22 protein-coding genes are annotated in these 18,762 nt (G+C 49.4%); all 22 read left to right on the top strand.

Features of this window, described 5'->3' with window-relative positions; translation table 11 throughout:
* The first annotated feature begins 2 nt into the window (after window positions 1-2).
* Window positions 3-722 carry a dethiobiotin synthase gene (gene bioD / locus HP570_RS15030; RefSeq protein ID WP_173626240.1) on the top strand — a complete coding sequence of 240 codons (720 nt, stop codon included), beginning with the start codon at window positions 3-5 and terminating at the stop codon, window positions 720-722.
* A gap of 20 nt (window positions 723-742) precedes the next feature.
* Window positions 743-1,738 carry a biotin synthase BioB gene (bioB, locus tag HP570_RS15025; RefSeq protein WP_087341750.1) on the top strand — a complete coding sequence of 332 codons (996 nt, stop codon included), beginning with the start codon at window positions 743-745 and terminating at the stop codon, window positions 1,736-1,738.
* Window positions 1,739-1,745: 7 nt separating this feature from the next.
* The gene (gene bioF / locus HP570_RS15020; RefSeq protein WP_173626239.1) at window positions 1,746-2,945 is read left to right on the top strand and encodes an 8-amino-7-oxononanoate synthase; all 1,200 of its coding nucleotides are present in this window, start codon (window positions 1,746-1,748) and stop codon (window positions 2,943-2,945) included.
* Window positions 2,942-3,679, top strand: coding sequence for an alpha/beta fold hydrolase (locus tag HP570_RS15015; RefSeq protein ID WP_173626238.1), 738 nt, complete (start codon window positions 2,942-2,944; stop codon window positions 3,677-3,679). Before bioF ends, HP570_RS15015 begins: the two co-directional genes overlap by 4 nt.
* The gene (gene bioC / locus HP570_RS15010) at window positions 3,648-4,484 is read left to right on the top strand and encodes a malonyl-ACP O-methyltransferase BioC (protein WP_173626237.1); all 837 of its coding nucleotides are present in this window, start codon (window positions 3,648-3,650) and stop codon (window positions 4,482-4,484) included. The genes HP570_RS15015 and bioC overlap by 32 nt, the downstream gene beginning before the upstream one ends.
* Window positions 4,485-4,580: 96 nt before the next feature.
* The gene (locus tag HP570_RS15005) at window positions 4,581-5,771 is read left to right on the top strand and encodes an acetyl-CoA C-acetyltransferase (protein ID WP_173626236.1); all 1,191 of its coding nucleotides are present in this window, start codon (window positions 4,581-4,583) and stop codon (window positions 5,769-5,771) included.
* Between the two features lie 137 nt (window positions 5,772-5,908).
* Window positions 5,909-6,118, top strand: a complete 210-nt coding sequence (locus HP570_RS15000; RefSeq protein ID WP_081437281.1) for an AtpZ/AtpI family protein — start codon at window positions 5,909-5,911, stop codon at window positions 6,116-6,118.
* An 11-nt stretch (window positions 6,119-6,129) separates the two neighbouring features.
* Window positions 6,130-6,498, top strand: coding sequence for an ATP synthase subunit I (locus HP570_RS14995; RefSeq protein ID WP_041749692.1), 369 nt, complete (start codon window positions 6,130-6,132; stop codon window positions 6,496-6,498).
* A gap of 68 nt (window positions 6,499-6,566) precedes the next feature.
* Window positions 6,567-7,382 carry a F0F1 ATP synthase subunit A gene (gene atpB / locus HP570_RS14990; RefSeq protein ID WP_015893624.1) on the top strand — a complete coding sequence of 272 codons (816 nt, stop codon included), beginning with the start codon at window positions 6,567-6,569 and terminating at the stop codon, window positions 7,380-7,382.
* A gap of 57 nt (window positions 7,383-7,439) precedes the next feature.
* Complete coding sequence (gene atpE, locus HP570_RS14985) at window positions 7,440-7,661, top strand: F0F1 ATP synthase subunit C (protein WP_016740190.1); 222 nt, start codon at window positions 7,440-7,442, stop codon at window positions 7,659-7,661.
* Between the two features lie 113 nt (window positions 7,662-7,774).
* Window positions 7,775-8,278: a F0F1 ATP synthase subunit B gene (atpF, locus tag HP570_RS14980; protein ID WP_015893622.1), complete on the top strand. Its 504-nt coding sequence runs from the start codon at window positions 7,775-7,777 to the stop codon at window positions 8,276-8,278.
* On the top strand, window positions 8,275-8,802 hold the full coding sequence (locus tag HP570_RS14975) for a F0F1 ATP synthase subunit delta (RefSeq protein ID WP_015893621.1): 528 nt from the start codon (window positions 8,275-8,277) through the stop codon (window positions 8,800-8,802). Before atpF ends, HP570_RS14975 begins: the two co-directional genes overlap by 4 nt.
* Window positions 8,803-8,844: 42 nt before the next feature.
* Window positions 8,845-10,356 carry a F0F1 ATP synthase subunit alpha gene (gene atpA / locus HP570_RS14970; protein ID WP_015893620.1) on the top strand — a complete coding sequence of 504 codons (1,512 nt, stop codon included), beginning with the start codon at window positions 8,845-8,847 and terminating at the stop codon, window positions 10,354-10,356.
* Window positions 10,357-10,430: 74 nt separating this feature from the next.
* Window positions 10,431-11,294, top strand: coding sequence for an ATP synthase F1 subunit gamma (gene atpG / locus HP570_RS14965; protein ID WP_015893619.1), 864 nt, complete (start codon window positions 10,431-10,433; stop codon window positions 11,292-11,294).
* Window positions 11,295-11,342: 48 nt separating this feature from the next.
* Window positions 11,343-12,752 (top strand): F0F1 ATP synthase subunit beta, encoded by a 1,410-nt coding sequence (atpD, locus tag HP570_RS14960; RefSeq protein WP_015893618.1) that lies wholly within the window; start codon window positions 11,343-11,345, stop codon window positions 12,750-12,752.
* A 27-nt stretch (window positions 12,753-12,779) separates the two neighbouring features.
* Entirely contained in the window at window positions 12,780-13,178 is a 399-nt protein-coding gene (locus HP570_RS14955) for a F0F1 ATP synthase subunit epsilon (RefSeq protein WP_016740192.1), read from the top strand.
* A 221-nt stretch (window positions 13,179-13,399) separates the two neighbouring features.
* Window positions 13,400-14,140, top strand: a complete 741-nt coding sequence (locus HP570_RS14950) for a DUF6042 family protein (protein ID WP_016740193.1) — start codon at window positions 13,400-13,402, stop codon at window positions 14,138-14,140.
* A gap of 342 nt (window positions 14,141-14,482) precedes the next feature.
* On the top strand, window positions 14,483-14,854 hold the full coding sequence (locus HP570_RS14945) for an NADH-quinone oxidoreductase subunit A (RefSeq protein ID WP_015893615.1): 372 nt from the start codon (window positions 14,483-14,485) through the stop codon (window positions 14,852-14,854).
* Complete coding sequence (locus HP570_RS14940; RefSeq protein WP_007725455.1) at window positions 14,845-15,363, top strand: NuoB/complex I 20 kDa subunit family protein; 519 nt, start codon at window positions 14,845-14,847, stop codon at window positions 15,361-15,363. The genes HP570_RS14945 and HP570_RS14940 overlap by 10 nt, the downstream gene beginning before the upstream one ends.
* Window positions 15,360-16,529, top strand: a complete 1,170-nt coding sequence (locus HP570_RS14935) for an NADH-quinone oxidoreductase subunit C (RefSeq protein WP_173626235.1) — start codon at window positions 15,360-15,362, stop codon at window positions 16,527-16,529. The genes HP570_RS14940 and HP570_RS14935 overlap by 4 nt, the downstream gene beginning before the upstream one ends.
* A gap of 3 nt (window positions 16,530-16,532) precedes the next feature.
* Entirely contained in the window at window positions 16,533-17,681 is a 1,149-nt protein-coding gene (locus tag HP570_RS14930) for an NADH-quinone oxidoreductase subunit D (protein WP_173626234.1), read from the top strand.
* A complete protein-coding gene (nuoH, locus tag HP570_RS14925; RefSeq protein WP_173626233.1) occupies window positions 17,678-18,688 on the top strand; it encodes an NADH-quinone oxidoreductase subunit NuoH in 1,011 nt (336 codons plus the stop codon). Before HP570_RS14930 ends, nuoH begins: the two co-directional genes overlap by 4 nt.
* Window positions 18,689-18,762: the final 74 nt, after the last annotated feature.

Here is an 18,762-nt window from a genome sequence, read left to right as displayed (position 1 = left end):
ATATGGCTGATCGCCCCTTTTCCGGATTGTTCATCACAGGAACAGATACTGGGGTAGGCAAAACGATTGTGACTGCCGGAATCGCATCCGTGTTGCGTGAGACAGGAGTGGACATCGGAGTTTGGAAGCCAGTCCAGTCAGGAGCACGAGCACATGATGAGGGCAGTGACGCTATGCACTTGAGATCGTGGAGCGGAGTGCCTGACGCGTGTGAGGAGATAGCCCCACTTTGTTTTGAAGCACCGCTTACCCCTTATCTGGCTGCGGAAGCAGAGGGGAAGAGCTTGACTATGGAGGAAGTAATCGCTTGCGGGCGACCCTTGATGGAACGTTATCCGGCACTCCTTGTCGAAGGAGCGGGTGGTCTGATTGTTCCATTGACTCCAACCGAAACGATGGCGGATCTTGCTGCTCGGCTGGACCTGCCCATGCTCATCGTGGCTCGGGCTGGGCTCGGTACAATTAACCATACGCTCTTGTCCGTTTGGTATGCACGGGAACTCGGGATCGAGGTTGTGGGTGTCATCCTGAATCAAAACAACTCAGCTGGTGTCATTGATGAGAGTGTCAAGACAAACGCGAGCATGATTGAGAGCTATGGGGGAGTTCCCGTATGGGGCGTGCTTCCATGGATAAACGAACCGTTAGAGCGCCAGCACTTGACGCAGCTGATCCAAGAATGTGTAGACATCGGACAGCTGTGTCAGTGGAGCCATAAATAATAAGAGGGGGAGACGAGAAAATGGAGCAAAGCACCTGTTTGGATTGGAAGGGATACTCTCGTAAAGCAATTAGCAAGGAAGTGCTTACGCACGAAGAGGCAATGAAGGTGTTGCAAGCGCCGGATGATGAGCTGCTGCTGGTCATGAACGAAGCGTTTCGCGTCAGAAAGCACTTTTTCGGAAAAAAGGTCAAACTGAACATGATCATCAACGCCAAGAGCGGCCTATGTCCGGAGGATTGCGGTTACTGCTCACAGTCGATTGTTTCGAATGCTCCCGTATCCAAGTACACGATGCTGGACAAGGAGACATTGCTCGCAGGTGCGCGAGAAGCCATGAATCGAAAAGCAGGTACATACTGTATTGTTGCCTCTGGACGCGGTCCCACTGAAAAAGAGCTGGGCCAAGTCATCGAGGCCGTCAAAGAAATCCGTGAGACGATGCCGCTGAAAATTTGCGCGTGTTTAGGGATTCTAAGCGACGAACAAGCAACGCGTCTAAAAGATTCAGGTGTTCACCGTTACAACCATAATCTCAACACGAGTCGCAACCATTACGAAGCGATTACGACAACGCACACGTACGACCAGCGTATACAGACAGTCGATACCGTGAAAAGAGCAGGGATGTCGCCCTGTGCAGGCGTGATCATTGGCATGGGGGAGAGCGATGAGGAGATCGTCGAAATGGCATTTTCCCTGCGCAATCTCGACGCAGATTCGATCCCGATCAATTTTTTAAATGCGATTCCAGGAACCCCGTTGGAGGATAAGGGACGCACCCCGGCAATGAAGGCTCTGCGTGTTCTCGCTTTGTTCCGATTTATTTGCCCGGATAAAGAAATTCGTGTTGCGGGTGGTCGCGAAGTGAATTTGCGCACCTTGCAGCCTCTTTCCTTGTATGCGGCTAACTCGTTGTTTGTGGGCGATTATTTGACGACACCCGGGCAAGAAATCACGACAGACCATCAGATGATTGAAGACCTCGGGTTTGAAATCGAGCTGTGTGCGCTGTAGGTCAGTTATGAATAAACGCTACACATGGCTGGAAGAAGAATACGATTCATTGCGGAAACAATCGTTGGCAAGAGAGTGGAACACCGTAGAGTCAGCCAGTGATCGTGCAGGCACGTGGATTCAAGTCGAAGGGAAACCATTATTAAATCTGTCATCGAACAACTATTTGGGCTTGGCCCACGATCAACGAATCGTGGAAGCTGGCAAATTGGCGGCAGAGAAGTGGGGGGCAGGAGGAACTGCCTCTCGTCTCGTCCATGGCAACTACGCGTTATACGACGAGCTGGAACAACGATTGGCGGCGTGGAAAGAGAGAGAAGCGGCGCTTGTTTTTGCAAACGGCTATCAGGCAAATACAGGGGTAATTGCAGCGCTTGCTGGAAGAGGCGACGCTGTTTTTAGTGATCGATTGAATCACGCCAGCATTGTAGATGGGATCGTGCTCAGTCGGGCGGAGCATTTTCGATACAGACATAACGACTTGGAGCATCTGGAGTTTTTACTGAAAAAGCACCAGGATGCAAGACGGAAGTGGATCGTCACGGACAGCATATTCTCCATGGACGGTGATAAAGCTCCCCTACTTGAATTGGTAAAACTACGTGATCGTTACGATACCATGCTGATGGTTGACGAAGCCCATGCAGGGGGAGTGCGTGGTGAAAAAGGGCAGGGCTTGTGCCACGAGCTCGGCATCGCCGGAAAAGTCGATGTGTTGATGGGAACCTTCAGCAAGGCATTTGGTGTTTATGGGGCATACGTATGCGCAGATGAGATCATCACTCGTTATTTGATGACAAAAGCGCGCTCGCTGGTCTATTCCACAGCTCTGCCTCCTGCTGTGATTGGCTCGAACCTGGCGGCGTTGTCTTTGGTACAAACAGACTCTTGGCGCAGAAAAGCAGTGAGGCAGAATGCGCTCATGTTTCGCCAGTTGCTTCGCTCACGCGGGTTTACTGTAGACGAAGAAGATACGCCAATCATCCCGCTCACGTTAGGAGAGAATGAGTGGACTTTGCAGTTCAGCAAAAGGCTTAGGCAGCGAGGGATTGCAGCAGTGGCGATTCGACCTCCTACTGTGCCAGCAGGAACCGCACGTATCCGTTTTACCGTGATGGCTGCTCATACGCGCGAAGAGCTGGAGTGGGCTTGCGAGCAAGTGAGCGTAATCAGGGACGAGCTTCAGAAAGGAGGGACGATATCGTGAGAAAAGTGATGTTGTGGCTAACCGGGTGGGGAATGCCAGATTTCAGCTGGGATGCGGTTCGCTCACAGTTCCCTTCCTATCAGCACATCATTCCTACTTATTCGAACGTCACGGATTCCTCGCAATTTTACGAGAGAGTAGTAGAGGAAGTCCACTCTCTAGCAGCGCAGGAGCTGATTGTAGTGGGGTGGTCTATGGGAGGAATGCTCGGAATACGCCTCGCTGCCCAGTACCCGGTCTCAGGACTTGTTTTGATCGGCACAACAGCTCGATTTATCTGCGAACGGCATGACCTTCGCGCTGGGTGGCATCCTGTTGTTTTACAAAGGATGAAAAGGCAGCTTTCTGTAGCACGCGAGCGGGTGATGGACGCATTTGTCGAACAGATGCTCACACCGGGTGAGCGTGAACAAACAGGTCTGCATGTGAGACTGGACAGCCTGAAGTGGAGTACGGCGGCGTTGATTGCGGGCTTGGCCTACTTAGAAGAAGAGGATTGCCGCCCGTTCTTGTCTTCGCTGACTACTCCTACTCTCGTCATTCATGGAACGGAGGATGCTATCTGTTCGCTCGCAGCAGGAGAAGAACTGGCGGGTAGCATTTCAGGTGCCAATTTCGTACAAATTCCTGACTGTGGTCATGCCCCGCATGTATTTGTTCCGGAGGTTGTAGGAGATTCGCTAAAGAGGATGGTGGAGCAGCTTGCAGAAGAGGGCAATCAGCAGCCGATTTAGTGAGAAGGCTGTCTCATATGAAAAATACGCACTTGTGCAAAAGAAGATGGCCGATCATTTGAGTCAAATGGTTACAGAGATAACGAACGAGAATGACGTACGAAACATCCTAGAGATTGGCTGTGGAACAGGGGGGTTAACCCGCGTCATTCGCAGCCATTTTTCTACTGCCCATTACGAGGCGGTAGAGATTGCGCCAGGTATGCTGGAGCAGGCGAAGAACAACCTGGAGCAGCACGGCCTGATTTGTTCATTTTCTCAAGCTGATGCCGAAGAATGGGTTTGGGAACAACAGGCGAAGTCAAAGGATTTGATCGTTTCAGGAGCGTGTTTTCAGTGGTTTGCCAGGCCAGCGCATACGCTAAGAGGATTGGCAAGAATCCTGAAGCCGGGAGCACCTTTGGTTTTTTCGACATTTGGACCTGATACTTTTTGGGAGCTGCATGATTCGTTTACGAATGCTCACGTGATTTTGGGAGAAAAGGGAGTACGCCATGGTCTGGAGTTTCTCTCTGCACGTGATTGGCATGAGCAATTGGAGCAAGCAGGGTTTACGGATATAGAGATCAGTAGGAAATATGAACGGCTAACTTACCCGGGTGTACGGGATTTCCTGCATGCTGTGAAAGCCGTGGGGGCCAGCGCAAGTATGGAGCAAGGGAGCGGTCTTGGGCGCAGAAAACTCCTTGCAGAAATGATTCGTTACTATGAGCAGACGTATAAAAGAGAAGCGGGCATCCCTGTCACCTACGAAGTTATTTACGTTCGTGCTGTTTCATCAAGAGCCGTGACGTTTTTTAAATAAACTGGAAAAGAAAGCGATTTCCTAGCAGGAATTATCATGAAGAGATGGAATCTTAAGAAGGTTGCCTATCCTGTGTATTTGAGGGGTGTGTGGAAGATGAGTCAAAGAGAAATCGTCATTGCGAGTGCTGTGCGCACTGCTATAGGTAGCTTTCAAGGAACGCTTGCAGGTGTCAGCGCGACAAAGCTGGGCGGAATTGTACTGGAAGCAGCGCTAGAGCGTGCAGGTGTTTCCAAGGATGCGGTCGATGAAGTGATTATGGGGAACGTACTGTCAGCAGGCTTGGGTCAAAACCCGGCGCGTCAGGCTTCTATTCACGCGGGCCTTGCTCATGAAGTTCCCTCCCTGACAATTAACAAAGTTTGTGGTTCAGGTCTAAAAGCCGTTCATCTGGCCGTTCAGTCCATCCTTGCTGGTGAGGCAGAGGTTGTCTTGGCTGGTGGGATGGAAAATATGAGTCAAGCACCATACTTAATGGAAGGTGCGCGTTCAGGCTACCGCATGGGAGATCAGAAAGTGGTAGACTCCATGATTCGCGACGGGCTGTGGTGTGCTTTCAACGACTACCACATGGGCATTACAGCAGAGAACCTTTGCACCAAATACGAAATCGGACGCGAAGAGCAGGATGAATTTTCAGCGTGGAGCCAGGAAAAGGCTCAGCAAGCGCTCACTAGTGGTCGTTTTCAAGAAGAAATCGTGCCGGTTCCGATCCCGCAGCGCAAGGGTGACCCGGTGCTGTTTGCCGTAGACGAATTCCCGCGTGCTGGCGTGACAGCCGAAGCCCTAGGCAAACTAAAGCCTGCATTTAAAAAGGATGGAACTGTGACAGCCGGGAATGCATCTGGTATCAACGATGGAGCAGCAGCTCTTTTGATTATGACACGCGAGAAGGCGGAAGAGCTGGGTGTGAAGCCTCTTGCCCGTATCGTAGCCAATGCGAGTGCAGGCGTTGATCCGAGCATCATGGGGTACGGTCCAGTTCCTGCGACCAAACGCGTACTGGAAAAAGCGGGTCTGTCGATTGCTGACATGGACTTGATCGAAGCAAATGAAGCTTTTGCTGTTCAATCGCTGTCTGTTGGCAAAGCACTAGGCTTTGATCGCGAGAAGCTGAATGTCAACGGCGGAGCCATCGCCTTGGGACATCCAATTGGTGCGAGTGGAGCGAGAATATTGGTCACGCTAGTGCATGAATTGCAAAAACGCGAAGGGGCAAAATATGGGTTAGCAACACTTTGCATTGGCGGTGGACAAGGCGTCTCTACAATTGTCGAGAAAATTTAAATTTCAAATTGTGAACGCTTTGTGTACAGACTGAGCCTAACGTTGACAAAGGGAATAATTCTTCGTTAATATGAATGAGGGCAAAGGGGCACTTGACACCAGCCCTCTCCTTATGTATGAAAGGAGAATGTTACTCTGTGTCGAAATTGGATAATCCGTGGCGAGCGATCACATTGGTCACCCTGATCGGTGTCGATATGGCCGTTTGCGTGATTTCGGGAGTCCTTCTGGGAAAATACTTGGATAGTCTTTTCTCTACCAATCCGCTTTTTTTGATGGTTGGGCTGCTCGCGGGATTAGGAATAGGCGTGTATAGCGTCTACCGCATCGTTCGCGGTTACCTCTAGGGAGATGGAACATGCAAACGTTTTCTTCGGCAATGCGATCCACTTTTCGCTATGCCTTTTTCTGTATGGCAATTGCCTCGATACTCTGGGCGGTGTTGCCATCGTATCGTTTCTTTTTGCAAAGCCTCCTGCTTGGGATGGTTTGCAGCTTGGTAAATGGCACGGTTCTCTTCAGCAAAACCTGGCGCATTAGTCAGATGGCTGTTGATCCAAACGTCCGGCCAAAAGGGACTGGTATGCTGCAGCGACTGGCTGTGGCAGGCTTTGCAGTCTTTTTGACAATGCGTTTTCCCCATTTATTTGGAATCGCTGGCGTATTGATAGGTTTATTCCTCTTTCAGATTCTCAGTTTCCTTTTTGTGTATCGCTCCTTTAAATAGATAGTAGATATTTTTTCTTTACAACGTACGTAAGCAATAGATTCGCGCGGAAGAAAGGGGTGAAATACATGCATTATTCTCTGCGGTTTGAATGGTTGGGCATGGTATTTGACATCTCCACTATTCTTATGATTTTGGTTACCTCTCTGGTGGTGCTTTTGCTGTGTATCGGGATGACCCGCAACCTGACCTCCGCAACTCCAAGCGGCGCGCAAAACGTGATGGAATGGATTGTGGACTTCGTTACCGGCATTACAAAAAGCTACATCACACCGAAGAAGGCTGCGGGCTTTGTCTCGCTGGCACTCACTTTGTTCCTTTACATTTTCCTTGGAAACCAACTGGGTCTCGTATTTAACGTAAACACGGCTCACCACAACGGTCCTGACCATCAAGTAAGTGAAAAGGTTAAAGACATGTTGACGGCTTCCACGAATGAACAAATGAAGCAACAAAAGGTGGCCAAGCTTGAAGAAGAGCTGAACTCTACCGATCCGTCCTCGCATGGCGTTGTCATTGGGTGGTGGAAATCACCAACAGCGACTCCTAGCGTAACTTTCGCTCTGGCGTTCATCGTTCTTCTCTACGCTCACTATCTGGGCATCAAGAAGAGCTTCACGGGATGGTTGAAACATACATTCCTGAACCCGATTCACATTCTGGAGGAGTTCATCATCAAGCCGTTGACGCTGCCTTTGCGTCTATTCGGTAACATCTTTGCGGGTGAGGTTTTGATTGCCTTCCTGCTGGGTGTAGGGATCTTCGGAAGCATTCCGCTGTTCCTGTGGTTGGGCTACTCGGTGTTCGTCGGTTCCGTACAGGCATTCATTTTCACAACGCTGGCGATGGTTTACCTGTCACAGCAAGTGAATGAAGATCACTAATTTTGCGCTTACCCGATTTTATCTTCGCTTTTTAAACACTAAGGAGGTTTTTAAACAATGGAAGGTTTGGCTCTTGCAATTGGTATCGTATTTGGTCTGTCTGCTCTTGGCGCAGCGATTGGTAACTCTTTGGTAATCTCTCGTACAATTGAAGGTGTAGCTCGTCAACCAGAAGCACGTGGTAGCCTGATGGGTCTCATGTTCCTGGGTCTTGGTCTGGTAGAGGCAGTTCCGATCATCGCTGTAGCGATCGGTTTCATTCTCTTCGGTCGCCTGTAATCAGCGAGCATTTAGTAACAATAGGCGGGCACTTGATACCCGCCTATATTTTTGACAAAGACAATTAATAACCTTGATATACATCTTTCTTTTCGCAGGAAGGAGTGAAACGAATGCTCGACTTTGGAGCGGTATCCCTGGAATGGGGAACGCTGTTAACCCAGGCAATTGTGTTCTTGTTGTTGTTGCTGCTTGTTCGTAAATTGGCTATGGGCCCGATCGTAGGGATCATGGAAAAACGTCGTCAGCATATCGAAAGTCAAATCTCCTCGGCTGAGAAGAACCGCACTGAAGCGGAAGCTCTTCTAGCTGAGCAACGTCGCGTGCTGGATGAAGCGCGTGCAGAATCAAAAGCAATCATTGACCGCGCTGCAAAGCAAGCGTCTGATGAAGCAACCAAAATCGTGACAGAAGCACAAGCTGCATCCGAGCGTATGAAAGCGGAAGCAAGCGCTGAACTGGCACGTGAAGTGGAAAAAGCAAAACTCGAACTGCGTGAGCAAATGACCAGCCTGTCCGTGCTCTTGGCTTCCAAGATCATCGAGAAAGAACTGGACGAAGCAGCTCAAAAGTCTACTGTTGATAAATTTCTCGCACAAGTGGGAGATCGCCTATGAGTAGCGCAGTAGGAAAACGTTATGCTCGTGCGCTCTTTGAAGTAGCGAGTGAACGTAGCAAGATTGATCAGGTAGAAGCAGACCTGGGTGCAATCGTGGAAGCGGTTGAAGGCAATGAAGATCTGAAAAAGATCATGCTGCACCCTCACATCGCAGCAGATGCGAAAGCTACGCTCGCTGACGAATTGTTCAAAAGCCATGTAGGGGAAGAAGCCTTTAATTTTCTGAACGTCCTGATTGAGAACGGACGCGAAGTTGATCTGGTTGATATCTACCGTTCTTTTGTACAATTGGCGAACGAAGCTCGTGGATTTGCAGATGCGATTGTGACAAGTGCAAAACCGCTTTCTACTGAAGAGCAAAATGAGCTGGCTGAGAAGTTCGGACAAACGCTGAATAAAAAGCTGCGTATGACAGCAGTCGTAGATCCAGCGATTCTCGGTGGCGTTATTATCAAAATTGGCGACCGTCTGTACGATGGCAGCTTGAAAACGAAGTTGGAAACCTTTGCGCAAAAAGCGTAAAATTCGATGGCTTTTAGAAGTTGGATGAATGGGGTGAATTAAGTGAGTGCAATCAGACCAGAAGAGATTAGCTCCCTCATTAAAGAGCGGATCGCTAACTTTAAATCTGAAATCGAAGTTGTGGATGTAGGCACAGTCATCCAAGTAGGTGACGGTATTGCTCGTGTTCACGGTTTGGAAAAGGCCATGCAAGGGGAGCTTCTCGAGTTCCAAAATGGCGTAATGGGTATGGTACTCAACTTGGAAGAAGATAACGTGGGTGTCGTTATTATGGGACCTTTCCGCGACATTAAGGAAGGCGATACTGTAAAACGTACCGGCCGCGTTATGGAAGTTCCAGTAGGGGAAGCGCTGCTCGGCCGCGTTGTAAACCCACTGGGTCAACCAATCGATGGTCAAGGCCCTATTGCAAATAACGGTTTCCGTCCAATCGAGAGCCCAGCTCCTGGTGTTATGGCACGTAAATCCGTACACGAACCACTCCAAACAGGTATCAAAGCGATTGACGCGATGATCCCAGTTGGTCGTGGACAGCGTGAGTTGATCATTGGTGACCGCCAAACTGGTAAAACAGCAGTGGCGCTCGACACGATCATCAACCAAAAAGGTAAAGACATGATTTGTATCTACGTTGCAATCGGTCAAAAGCAATCTACTGTTGCAAACATCGTAGAAACTCTGCGTAAAGCAGGGGCTCTGGAATACACAATCATCGTTTCTGCTACTGCGTCTGACCCAGCTCCAATGTTGTACCTGGCTCCATATACAGGTGTAACAATGGCTGAGTACTTCATGTACAAAGGCGGACACGTTCTGTGCGTATACGATGACCTGTCCAAACAGGCTGCTGCATACCGCGAAATGTCCCTCTTGCTCCGCCGTCCTCCAGGTCGCGAAGCATATCCTGGTGACGTATTCTACTTGCACTCCCGCTTGCTGGAGCGCGCTGCGAAACTGTCTGATGATCTGGGCGCTGGTTCCATTACGGCTCTGCCATTCATCGAAACCCAAGCGGGTGACATTTCCGCATACATTCCAACGAACGTGATCTCCATCACGGACGGTCAGATCTTCCTGGAGACAGACTTGTTCAACGCAGGTCAACGTCCAGCGGTTAACACCGGTCTTTCCGTATCCCGTGTAGGTGGTTCCGCGCAAATCAAGGCGATGAAAAAGGTAGCAGGTCCACTCAAGCTCGAGTTGGCTCAATACCGTGAGTTGGCTGCGTTTGCTCAGTTCGGTTCCGATCTGGACAAAGCGACCCAAGCTCGTCTGACCCGTGGTGAGCGCTTGATGGAAATCATGAAACAAGGTCAATTCGATCCAATGCCTGTTGAGAAGCAAGTTGCTTCTATTTATAGCGCTACAAGAGGTTTCCTGGATGACATTCCAGTAGCAGAAGTGCGCCGTTTTGAGAAAGAGATGTTGTCTTTCTTGGATTCCAACAAACCGCAACTGTTGGAGCACATCCGCACAACGAAAGACCTTCCAGATGAAAAAGAATTCAACGCAGCGATCGAAGAGTTCAAAAAAGGCTTTTCGGTAACTCGCTAATCGTTAACCTGATAGACATCAGATGCATGCCGGGCGATTTGCCCGTGCATGCGTCCTCAAGGTGGTGAAAACGAGTGGCTAAAGGAATACGTGAGATTCGACGCAGTATCAAAAGCAAGAAAGATATGCGCCAAATCACGAAAGCGATGAAAATGGTGGCGGCTGCAAAGCTTCGCCGTAACCAGGATAAAGCTGAGGCGGCACGCCCGTATGCTGACAAGATCCAAGAAGTGATCGCAAGCATCGCGAGTGGGACTTCTGGTTCCAAACATCCAATGTTGCAAAATCGTCCTGTGAAAAAGACTGGTTATATTGTCATCACTTCCGACCGTGGACTTGCTGGGGGTTACAATGCCAACATTCTCCGTAAAGTGGTAAATACCATTAACGAGAAGCACAAGTCCAAGGATGAATACGGTATTTTTGTGATTGGCCGCAAAGGTCGTGACTTCTTCAGCAAACGAAACTACCCGCTTTTGGATGAAGTGACAGGTCTGCCAACCAGCCCAGCCTTTGCTGATATCAAGAAAATTGCCGGTGCAGCAGTCCAAATGTTCGAGAACGAGCAGATTGACGAACTGTACCTGTGCTACAACAAGTTCCAAAGTGCAATTTCGCAAATACCTACCGTAAAACAATTGCTGCCATTGGAAGCTCCCGAGAGTAACAATGCGCGCGCAATCAATTACGAGTATGAGCCGTCCTCGGAAGAAGTATTGGCGGACCTGTTGCCGAAATATGCGGAAACACTGGTTTACAGTGCACTTCTCGAAGCAAAAGCTTCTGAAGAAGGTTCCCGTATGACTGCAATGGGCAACGCGACAGACAATGCTACGGATATGATCAACCGTTTAACGTTGAGCTACAACCGTGCTCGTCAGGCAGCCATTACACAAGAGATTTCCGAGATCGTTGCAGGTGCAAACGCACAGGCTTAGTGGCAGCGAATAGCTCCCAATTTAGCTTTACAGGAGGGAAGAAGTAAGATGGCGAATGGACGTGTGGTTCAGGTAATGGGTCCGGTTGTTGACGTCGAGTTCGACCGCGGACACCTGCCTGCCATTTACAATGCGATCAAGATTCAACATAAAGCACAAAGTGCCGGTGAGCGCGACATCGACTTGACTGTTGAGGTTGCTACTCATTTGGGCGATAACTTGGTTCGTACCGTTGCAATGTCTTCCACTGACGGTTTGGTTCGTGGTATGGAAGCAGTTGATACCGGTGCAGCTATCTCCGTTCCAGTGGGTGCAATCACCCTCGGACGCGTATTTAACGTATTGGGTGAGCCGATCGACCTGCAAGAACTCGGTCAAGTAGATCGTCGTGACCCAATTCACCGTAAAGCTCCTGAGTTCGTAGACCAAGCAACGACTGTTGAGATCCTGGAAACAGGTATCAAAGTTATTGACCTCTTGGCTCCGTACATCAAGGGTGGTAAGATCGGTCTGTTTGGTGGTGCGGGTGTAGGTAAAACCGTTACTATTCAAGAGCTGATCAACAACATCGCGCAAGAGCACGGTGGTATTTCCGTATTCGCTGGTGTAGGTGAGCGTACCCGTGAAGGTAACGACCTGTACCACGAGATGAAAGACGCAGGCGTACTGCCGAAAACTGCGATGGTATTCGGTCAGATGAACGAACCGCCTGGTGCACGTCTTCGTGTAGCGTTGACTGGTCTGACTATGGCGGAATACTTCCGTGATGAAGAAGGCCGCGACGTTCTTCTCTTTGTTGATAACATCTTCCGCTTTACACAAGCGGGTTCCGAAGTTTCTGCTCTCTTGGGCCGTATGCCATCTGCGGTAGGTTACCAACCAACATTGGCTACCGAAATGGGTCAGCTGCAAGAGCGTATTACTTCCACGAAAAAAGGTTCCGTAACGTCCATTCAAGCGATCTACGTACCAGCGGATGACTACACTGACCCGGCTCCTGCTACTACGTTTGCTCACTTGGACGCTACAACGAACTTGGAGCGTTCCATCGCTGAGTTGGGTATCTTCCCTGCGGTAGACCCACTCGCATCCACTTCCCGTGCTCTGGCTCCTGATATTGTAGGACAAGAACACTATGATGTGGCTCGTAGCGTTCAAAAAATCCTGCAACGTTACAAAGAACTGCAAGATATCATCGCGATTCTCGGTATGGACGAGTTGAGCGACGACGACAAGCAAGTAGTTGGACGCGCACGCCGCATTCAACGTTTCTTGTCCCAGTCCTTCCACGTTGCCGAGCAGTTCACTGGTAACCCAGGCCAATACGTGCCATTGAAGGAAACTGTTCGCAGCTTCAAGGAAATCCTCGAAGGTAAGCATGACCACCTGCCAGAGGGCGCGTTCCTGTACGTAGGTACAATTGAAGAAGCGGTAGAAAAAGCGAAGAAAATGGCGTAAGACACCCTGGAAAGGGGAGACGAGTAAGTGAGTAAGATGACAGTTGAAGTCGTAACTCCTGAACGGGTTGTCTACAGCGGTCAGGCTGAAATGGTGATTGCTCGCGGCTTGCAAGGGGAAATTGGTATTATGCCGAACCACATGCCGTTGGTAACCCCGCTGAAAACAGCGCCAGTTCGGATTAAGACAGAAGGCGATAAAGAAGTAAAGATGGCTGTAAGCGGCGGCTTCATGGAAGTGCGCGGCGATAAAGTGACCATCCTTGCTGAAACGGCTGAATTGCCGGGAGACATCGATGTTGAACGCGCGAAGGCAGCGAAAGAGCGTGCTGAAAAGCGTTTGACTGAGAAATATGCCGAGCTCGACGTCAAGCGTGCAGAACGCGCGCTGCAACGTGCGATGGCACGTCTCGACGTATCGAAGTAAAGCGTAAGCTTGATATCCCCGCGCCCATGTGGCTGCGGGGATTTTTCGGTTATAGGGTAATGAATGACGAGCCATGGAAATCGGGCATGATATTTCCAGTTGGTAATTGCCTAATGTTTCTGTGTATAATAGACCTAATGCCCTGCCGACGAGCTACGTTATCATGATAAACAGCGGGAAAAAGCGGCATTGGCTATTGGGATTAAAGGAGAGTGTAATTGATGCAAACCGTTCGCGATATCCGCCACAATCAAGATGGCGTAGTGATTCCTAGCAGCTTTGCGGCTAATGGCTGGACAAGCGTGCTATCTCATGAAATGAATGTTCTTTTCCAAGCAATGTGCTATGTGGTAACGAAGCATGAGTCTAAAGAAGAGATGAGAAAAGCTCTGGACGAGTTCGATGCATTGAAAGGCACATTCACCGAGCCTGTTCAAGAAGGCTTTAAATCTGAAGAGGATTTTAAAGGCTATGTAAACCTCTTGAACAGATTCAAAGCATTCATGAGTCGTTCCGAATATGCATATCCGACATCTCTTGACGAAGCGATTGAGCTTTTCGTGAAGTGGGGTCTGGTAATCGATAATGGAGATGCTTGGGATGTACCGGTTTATCCATTCCCAGATGCATCTGAGTTGTTCAAGCTGAGTGAAGCAGAATCTCTTGCATTGGCTCATATTAAATTGGAAGCATTGGTTCATCCGATGTTTAGCCGCCTTGTGATGAAGCTGCACGAGCAAGAAGAAAATACGTTCAGCATGTCCAAAGCAGAAATGAAGCAATTGCTGAACACCAATGATCAAATGCTGGCAGAGGTTCTGATCAAGCTGACTCCATATATGGAAGAAGCGATTGAAAATATGCTGGAAATCCCAGAAGACGAGAAGATGAACTTCACGATTGTATGGGAGCGCATTTACGAGGATTTCCTCGGACAGCAATTTTCTAACAATGTTCAATAATTAAGAGAATAGCAGGGCCAGACGGGCATATTCGTTTGGTCATCATACTATGCTGGAAAAACTCAGGGAGAAATCTCTGAGTTTTTTCCCTTTATATGGCACAAAAGGAAGGCTTTCGTTAGACACCCTATTGGCTATTTGCTATAATGATAAAGGTATTTTTTTCTAGCAACACTGGTTCAAAAGACGACTATTGAACAACCCTTAGCAGTATCATTTAGCGACAGCGTTCATACCTACACCTTTGATGCTGCGAGCAGTACCCTTTTGAGGGAGTCTCGACTTCTTCTGGAGGACAGCGCAAGACGATTCATACCTTTCTCAAGAGCGGAGGGAACGTGGGTGAGTGACATCTATACCAACAATTATGTGATTGTCGCGATCTTTTTGATTCTTGGTGTGCTGTTGCCCGTGGCTACAGTCAGTTTTGTTGGTCCATTACTTCGTCCAAAGAAACCGACACGGGAGAAGCAAACTACTTATGAAAGCGGTAACATTCCTGTTGGTGACAGTTGGGTGCGTTTCAACGTGAAGTATTACATCTTTGCCCTCATGTTTGTCATCTTTGATGTAGAAACACTCTTTCTGTATCCGTGGGCCGTCGCTTACAAAGAACTGGGGCTCTTTGCCTTAGTCGAGATGGTCATCTTTATATCCTTGCTCGTCGTAGGATTGATTTACGCGTGGAGAAAGAAGGTGCTGGAATGGAACTAGATCTGACAAGCATTGCGCCTGAATTGCAAGAAGAATTGAATCGCAACGTTATGTTCACGACATTGGAAACAGTGAAGGGATGGGTTCGCAGTAACTCGTTGTGGCCATTAACTTTTGGCTTGGCCTGTTGCGCAATCGAGATGATGGGAACGGGTGGGGCGCGTTATGACCTCGACCGGTTTGGCGTTATTTTTCGAGCATCCCCAAGACAATCTGATGTCATGATCGTAGCCGGAACCGTCACGAAAAAGATGGCACCACTGCTGCGCAGGCTGTATGATCAAATGCCTGAACCAAAGTGGGTGATTGCCATGGGCTCCTGTGCGACAGCGGGAGGCCCGTACGTGCGCTCGTACAGCGTTGTAAAAGGTGTAGACCAGATTGTTCCTGTCGACGTATATATTCCGGGTTGTCCGCCTAACCCTGCCGCTTTGATCTACGGAATCAATAAGCTCCAAGAAAAAATCCGTTACGAAGCGAAGACTGGGAAGCAGGTGACCAATCTATGAGCGACGAGAAACGTAAGCCGACGCCGGAGGAAAAGGCAGCGGCAGCGGCTGAAGCCCGTGCCAAGGCGGAAGCTTTGCGAAAATTAAGAGAACAGGAAGCCCAGGCTTCCCAAGAGGCGAGCCAAATGGAGGCACCGCAAGAGCCCCAAGAGGAAGTCTCTGCTCCGGAACCGAAACCAAAACCTGTGTCGGAAATGACACCTGAGGAAAAAGCCGCAGCCAAGAAAGCCGCAGCGGCTGAAGCGATTGCCAAGGCAAAAGCGGCGAAGGAACAGGCGGAAGCTACTCCACCGCTAGCAAAACCAGTGTCGGAAATGACGCCGGAAGAAAAAGCCGCAGCCAAGAAAGCGGCTGCCGCAGCAGCACTAGCCAAGGCAAAAGCAGCGAAGGAAGCAAAAGAAGCCAAAGAAGCCGCGGAAAATGGAGCAGATACAGCTGATTCCGCTCCAGATGCGGATGCCAAGGCGAAGGCCGCCGCTGCCGCAAAAGCCAAGGCTGCCGCCGCGGCCGCTGCTAAGGCAAAAGCTGCACGTGAAGCAGGCGGCGATGAATCCGGTGATGACGACGCCAAGGCAAAGGCTGCAGCTGCCGCAAAAGCCAAAGCAGCCGCCGCAGCAGCAGCGAAGGCAAAAGCAACGCAAGCAACTGGGGATGAGACCCCGGCAGAGGAAGCGCCGAAAGCGCCTTCCAAAAACCAGCCCTATCTTGATAAATACGTTTCACGAATTTCCGAAGCATTTGGACAGGAAGTCATCGAGGCTTCGTATATTAACGAGCTAGGTAAGGAAGTTCCAACTCTCACCATTCAAAATGAACGTTGGCATCAAGTTGCCCAATTTTTAAGAGATGATGAGCAATTGAGTTTTGAGTACCTGTCCGATCTTCACGGTGTCGATTACGAGGATCGCCTGGAGGTATACTACCACTTTTATTCCTACAAAAATCGTCAAAGCTTGGCAGTAAAGGTCAAAACGAGCAGAGAAGAGTCAAAAGTTGCTTCTGTAATGGACCTCTGGCATGGCGCAAATTGGAATGAAAGAGAGACTTTTGACCTTTTGGGTATTCATTTCCCGGGACATAAGGATTTACGTCGAATCCTGTTGCCGGATGATTGGGTAGGGTATCCGCTGCGCAAAGATTATGTGCAATACGACGAGGAGGTTTAGCAGATGAACCATAACATCCTCACGACTCATGTTGATACCTCTTCTGAAACAGGACTTCGTACGGAAGAGATGTTATTAAACGTAGGTCCACAGCATCCGAGTACACATGGAGTATTTCGTTTGGTAGTAAAAATCGATGGGGAAACCATTAAAGAAGCGATTCCGGTTATGGGCTACCTGCATCGAGGTACAGAGAAACTGGCAGAAAACTTGACCTATACGCAAATTATTCCTTATACAGACCGCATGGACTACGTGTCCGCCATGACCAACAACTACGTTCTCTGTCACGCAGTAGAAACGATGATGGGGTTGGAGATTCCAGAACGAGCTCAGTTTTTGCGACTGATCGCAATGGAGTTGAACCGGGTGGCGAGCCATTTGGTTTGGTGGGGAACGTTTCTTTTGGATATTGGTGCGATGGGGCCCTTCCTATATGCATTCCGTGATCGGGAGACGATCCTGGATTTGTTTAATGAACTGTGCGGAGCGCGGATGACCTTTAACTACATGCGCGTAGGCGGAGTGAAATGGGATGCACCTCTAGGCTGGACAGACAAAGCCAAAGAATTTGTCCAATATATGAAGAAGGAATTGAATAACTACCATCAGCTGGTGACGGGTAACGAGATTTTTATTAACCGTCTCAATGGAATCGGCAAGTTCGATACAAAAACGGCGTTGGATTACTCGCTATCAGGTGTCATGCTCCGCTCGACAGGTGTCAAGTGGGATCTGCGCAAGGACGAACCGTATTGCATTTACGATCGTTTTGAATTTGATGTGCCAACAGCAACTGAGGGAGATTGCATGGCGCGCTATCATCTGCGCATGGCTGAAATTGAACAATCTCTGCGAATTCTAGAGCAGGCATTGGAACAATTCCCGAGTGAAGGTGAAGTCATGGGCAAAGTACCACGTGTGATTCGCCCGCCTGCTGGGGAGACATATGTGCGCATCGAGTCACCGCGGGGAGAAATTGGTTGTTACATTGCCAGTCAAGGTAAGGATAAACCGTGGAGATTGAAGTTTAGACGGCCTTCGTTTACCAATCTCCAAATTCTGCCTAAGCTGTTGCAGGGGGAAAACCTCTCGAACATGGTTGCCATCCTGGGCAGTATCGACATCGTGCTCGGGGAGGTTGACTGTTGATGAATACTCTCTTGCAGCAAGCACCCTCATGGGGGACCACACTTTGGTTTATCATAGCGGCAGTATTACTGCTTGCCGTCGTGTTGGGATTCGTTACGTACGCTATTTACTTCGAGCGTAAAGTGATTGGGTGGATGCAGCTGCGCATCGGGCCGAATCGAGTAGGGCCATTGGGACTTCTCCAGACGGTTGCGGATGTTGCCAAGCTGCTATTAAAGGAAGATATTCGTCCACAACACGCTGATAAAGCGTTGTTCACTCTAGCACCAATATTGGCCTATGCCCCTGCTTTTGCCGTATTGGCGGTCATGCCTTTTACGGACAGCATTCGGTTCGCTGATCTGGGAATAGGGCTGTTGTACTACATCGCCTTGTCTGGGATCACCGTATTAGGTGTGATCACGGCTGGTTGGGCCTCGAATAACAAGTACTCGCTGATCGGGGGTCTCCGCTCCGCTGCGCAGATGATCAGCTATGAAGTACCGCTGGTCATGTCCGTGGTGGGTATCGTTCTATTGACGGGCAGTATGAATCTCAAAGATATTGTCGAGGCGCAGCGGGATGTCTGGAATATTGTTCCGCAGTTTATCGGATTTGTTGTATTTATCATTGCTGCCCAGGCCGAGCTGAATCGTACGCCGTTTGACTTGCCGGAAGCAGAGTCGGAGCTCGTTGGTGGTTACCACGTCGAATATTCCGGTTTCCGTTTTGCGATGTTCATGCTGGCGGAGTATGTGTACATGTTCGGGATGGGTGCCTTGATCACGATTCTCTTTTTTGGTGGATGGTTGCCGATTCATCCATCGCTGGACTTCATTCCGGGAATCGTTTGGTTTATCCTTAAATTTTCTGTTTACGTCTTCCTCCAGTTTTGGATTCGCGCCACGATGCCGCGCTTACGTGTCGATCAACTGATGTCGTTTGCTTGGAAAGTGCTGTTGCCCGTGGCATTGTTCAACATCCTGCTTACAGCTGTAGTGGTTTCTTACCAAAATGGCATGTTCTAGTAGCGACTTGATCGAAAACGACTACGTCCCACTGTTTTCATAGCGCAGGCTTCGCCATAGGCTTACTTCGTCAA

Origin of the sequence: Brevibacillus sp. RS1.1 (assembly GCF_013284365.1) — a bacterium.
In the GTDB taxonomy this organism is placed as follows: domain Bacteria; phylum Bacillota; class Bacilli; order Brevibacillales; family Brevibacillaceae; genus Brevibacillus; species Brevibacillus brevis_D.
The sequence above is the reverse complement of the archived record's forward strand: the minus strand, read 5'-3'. Positions and strand labels throughout refer to the sequence as shown.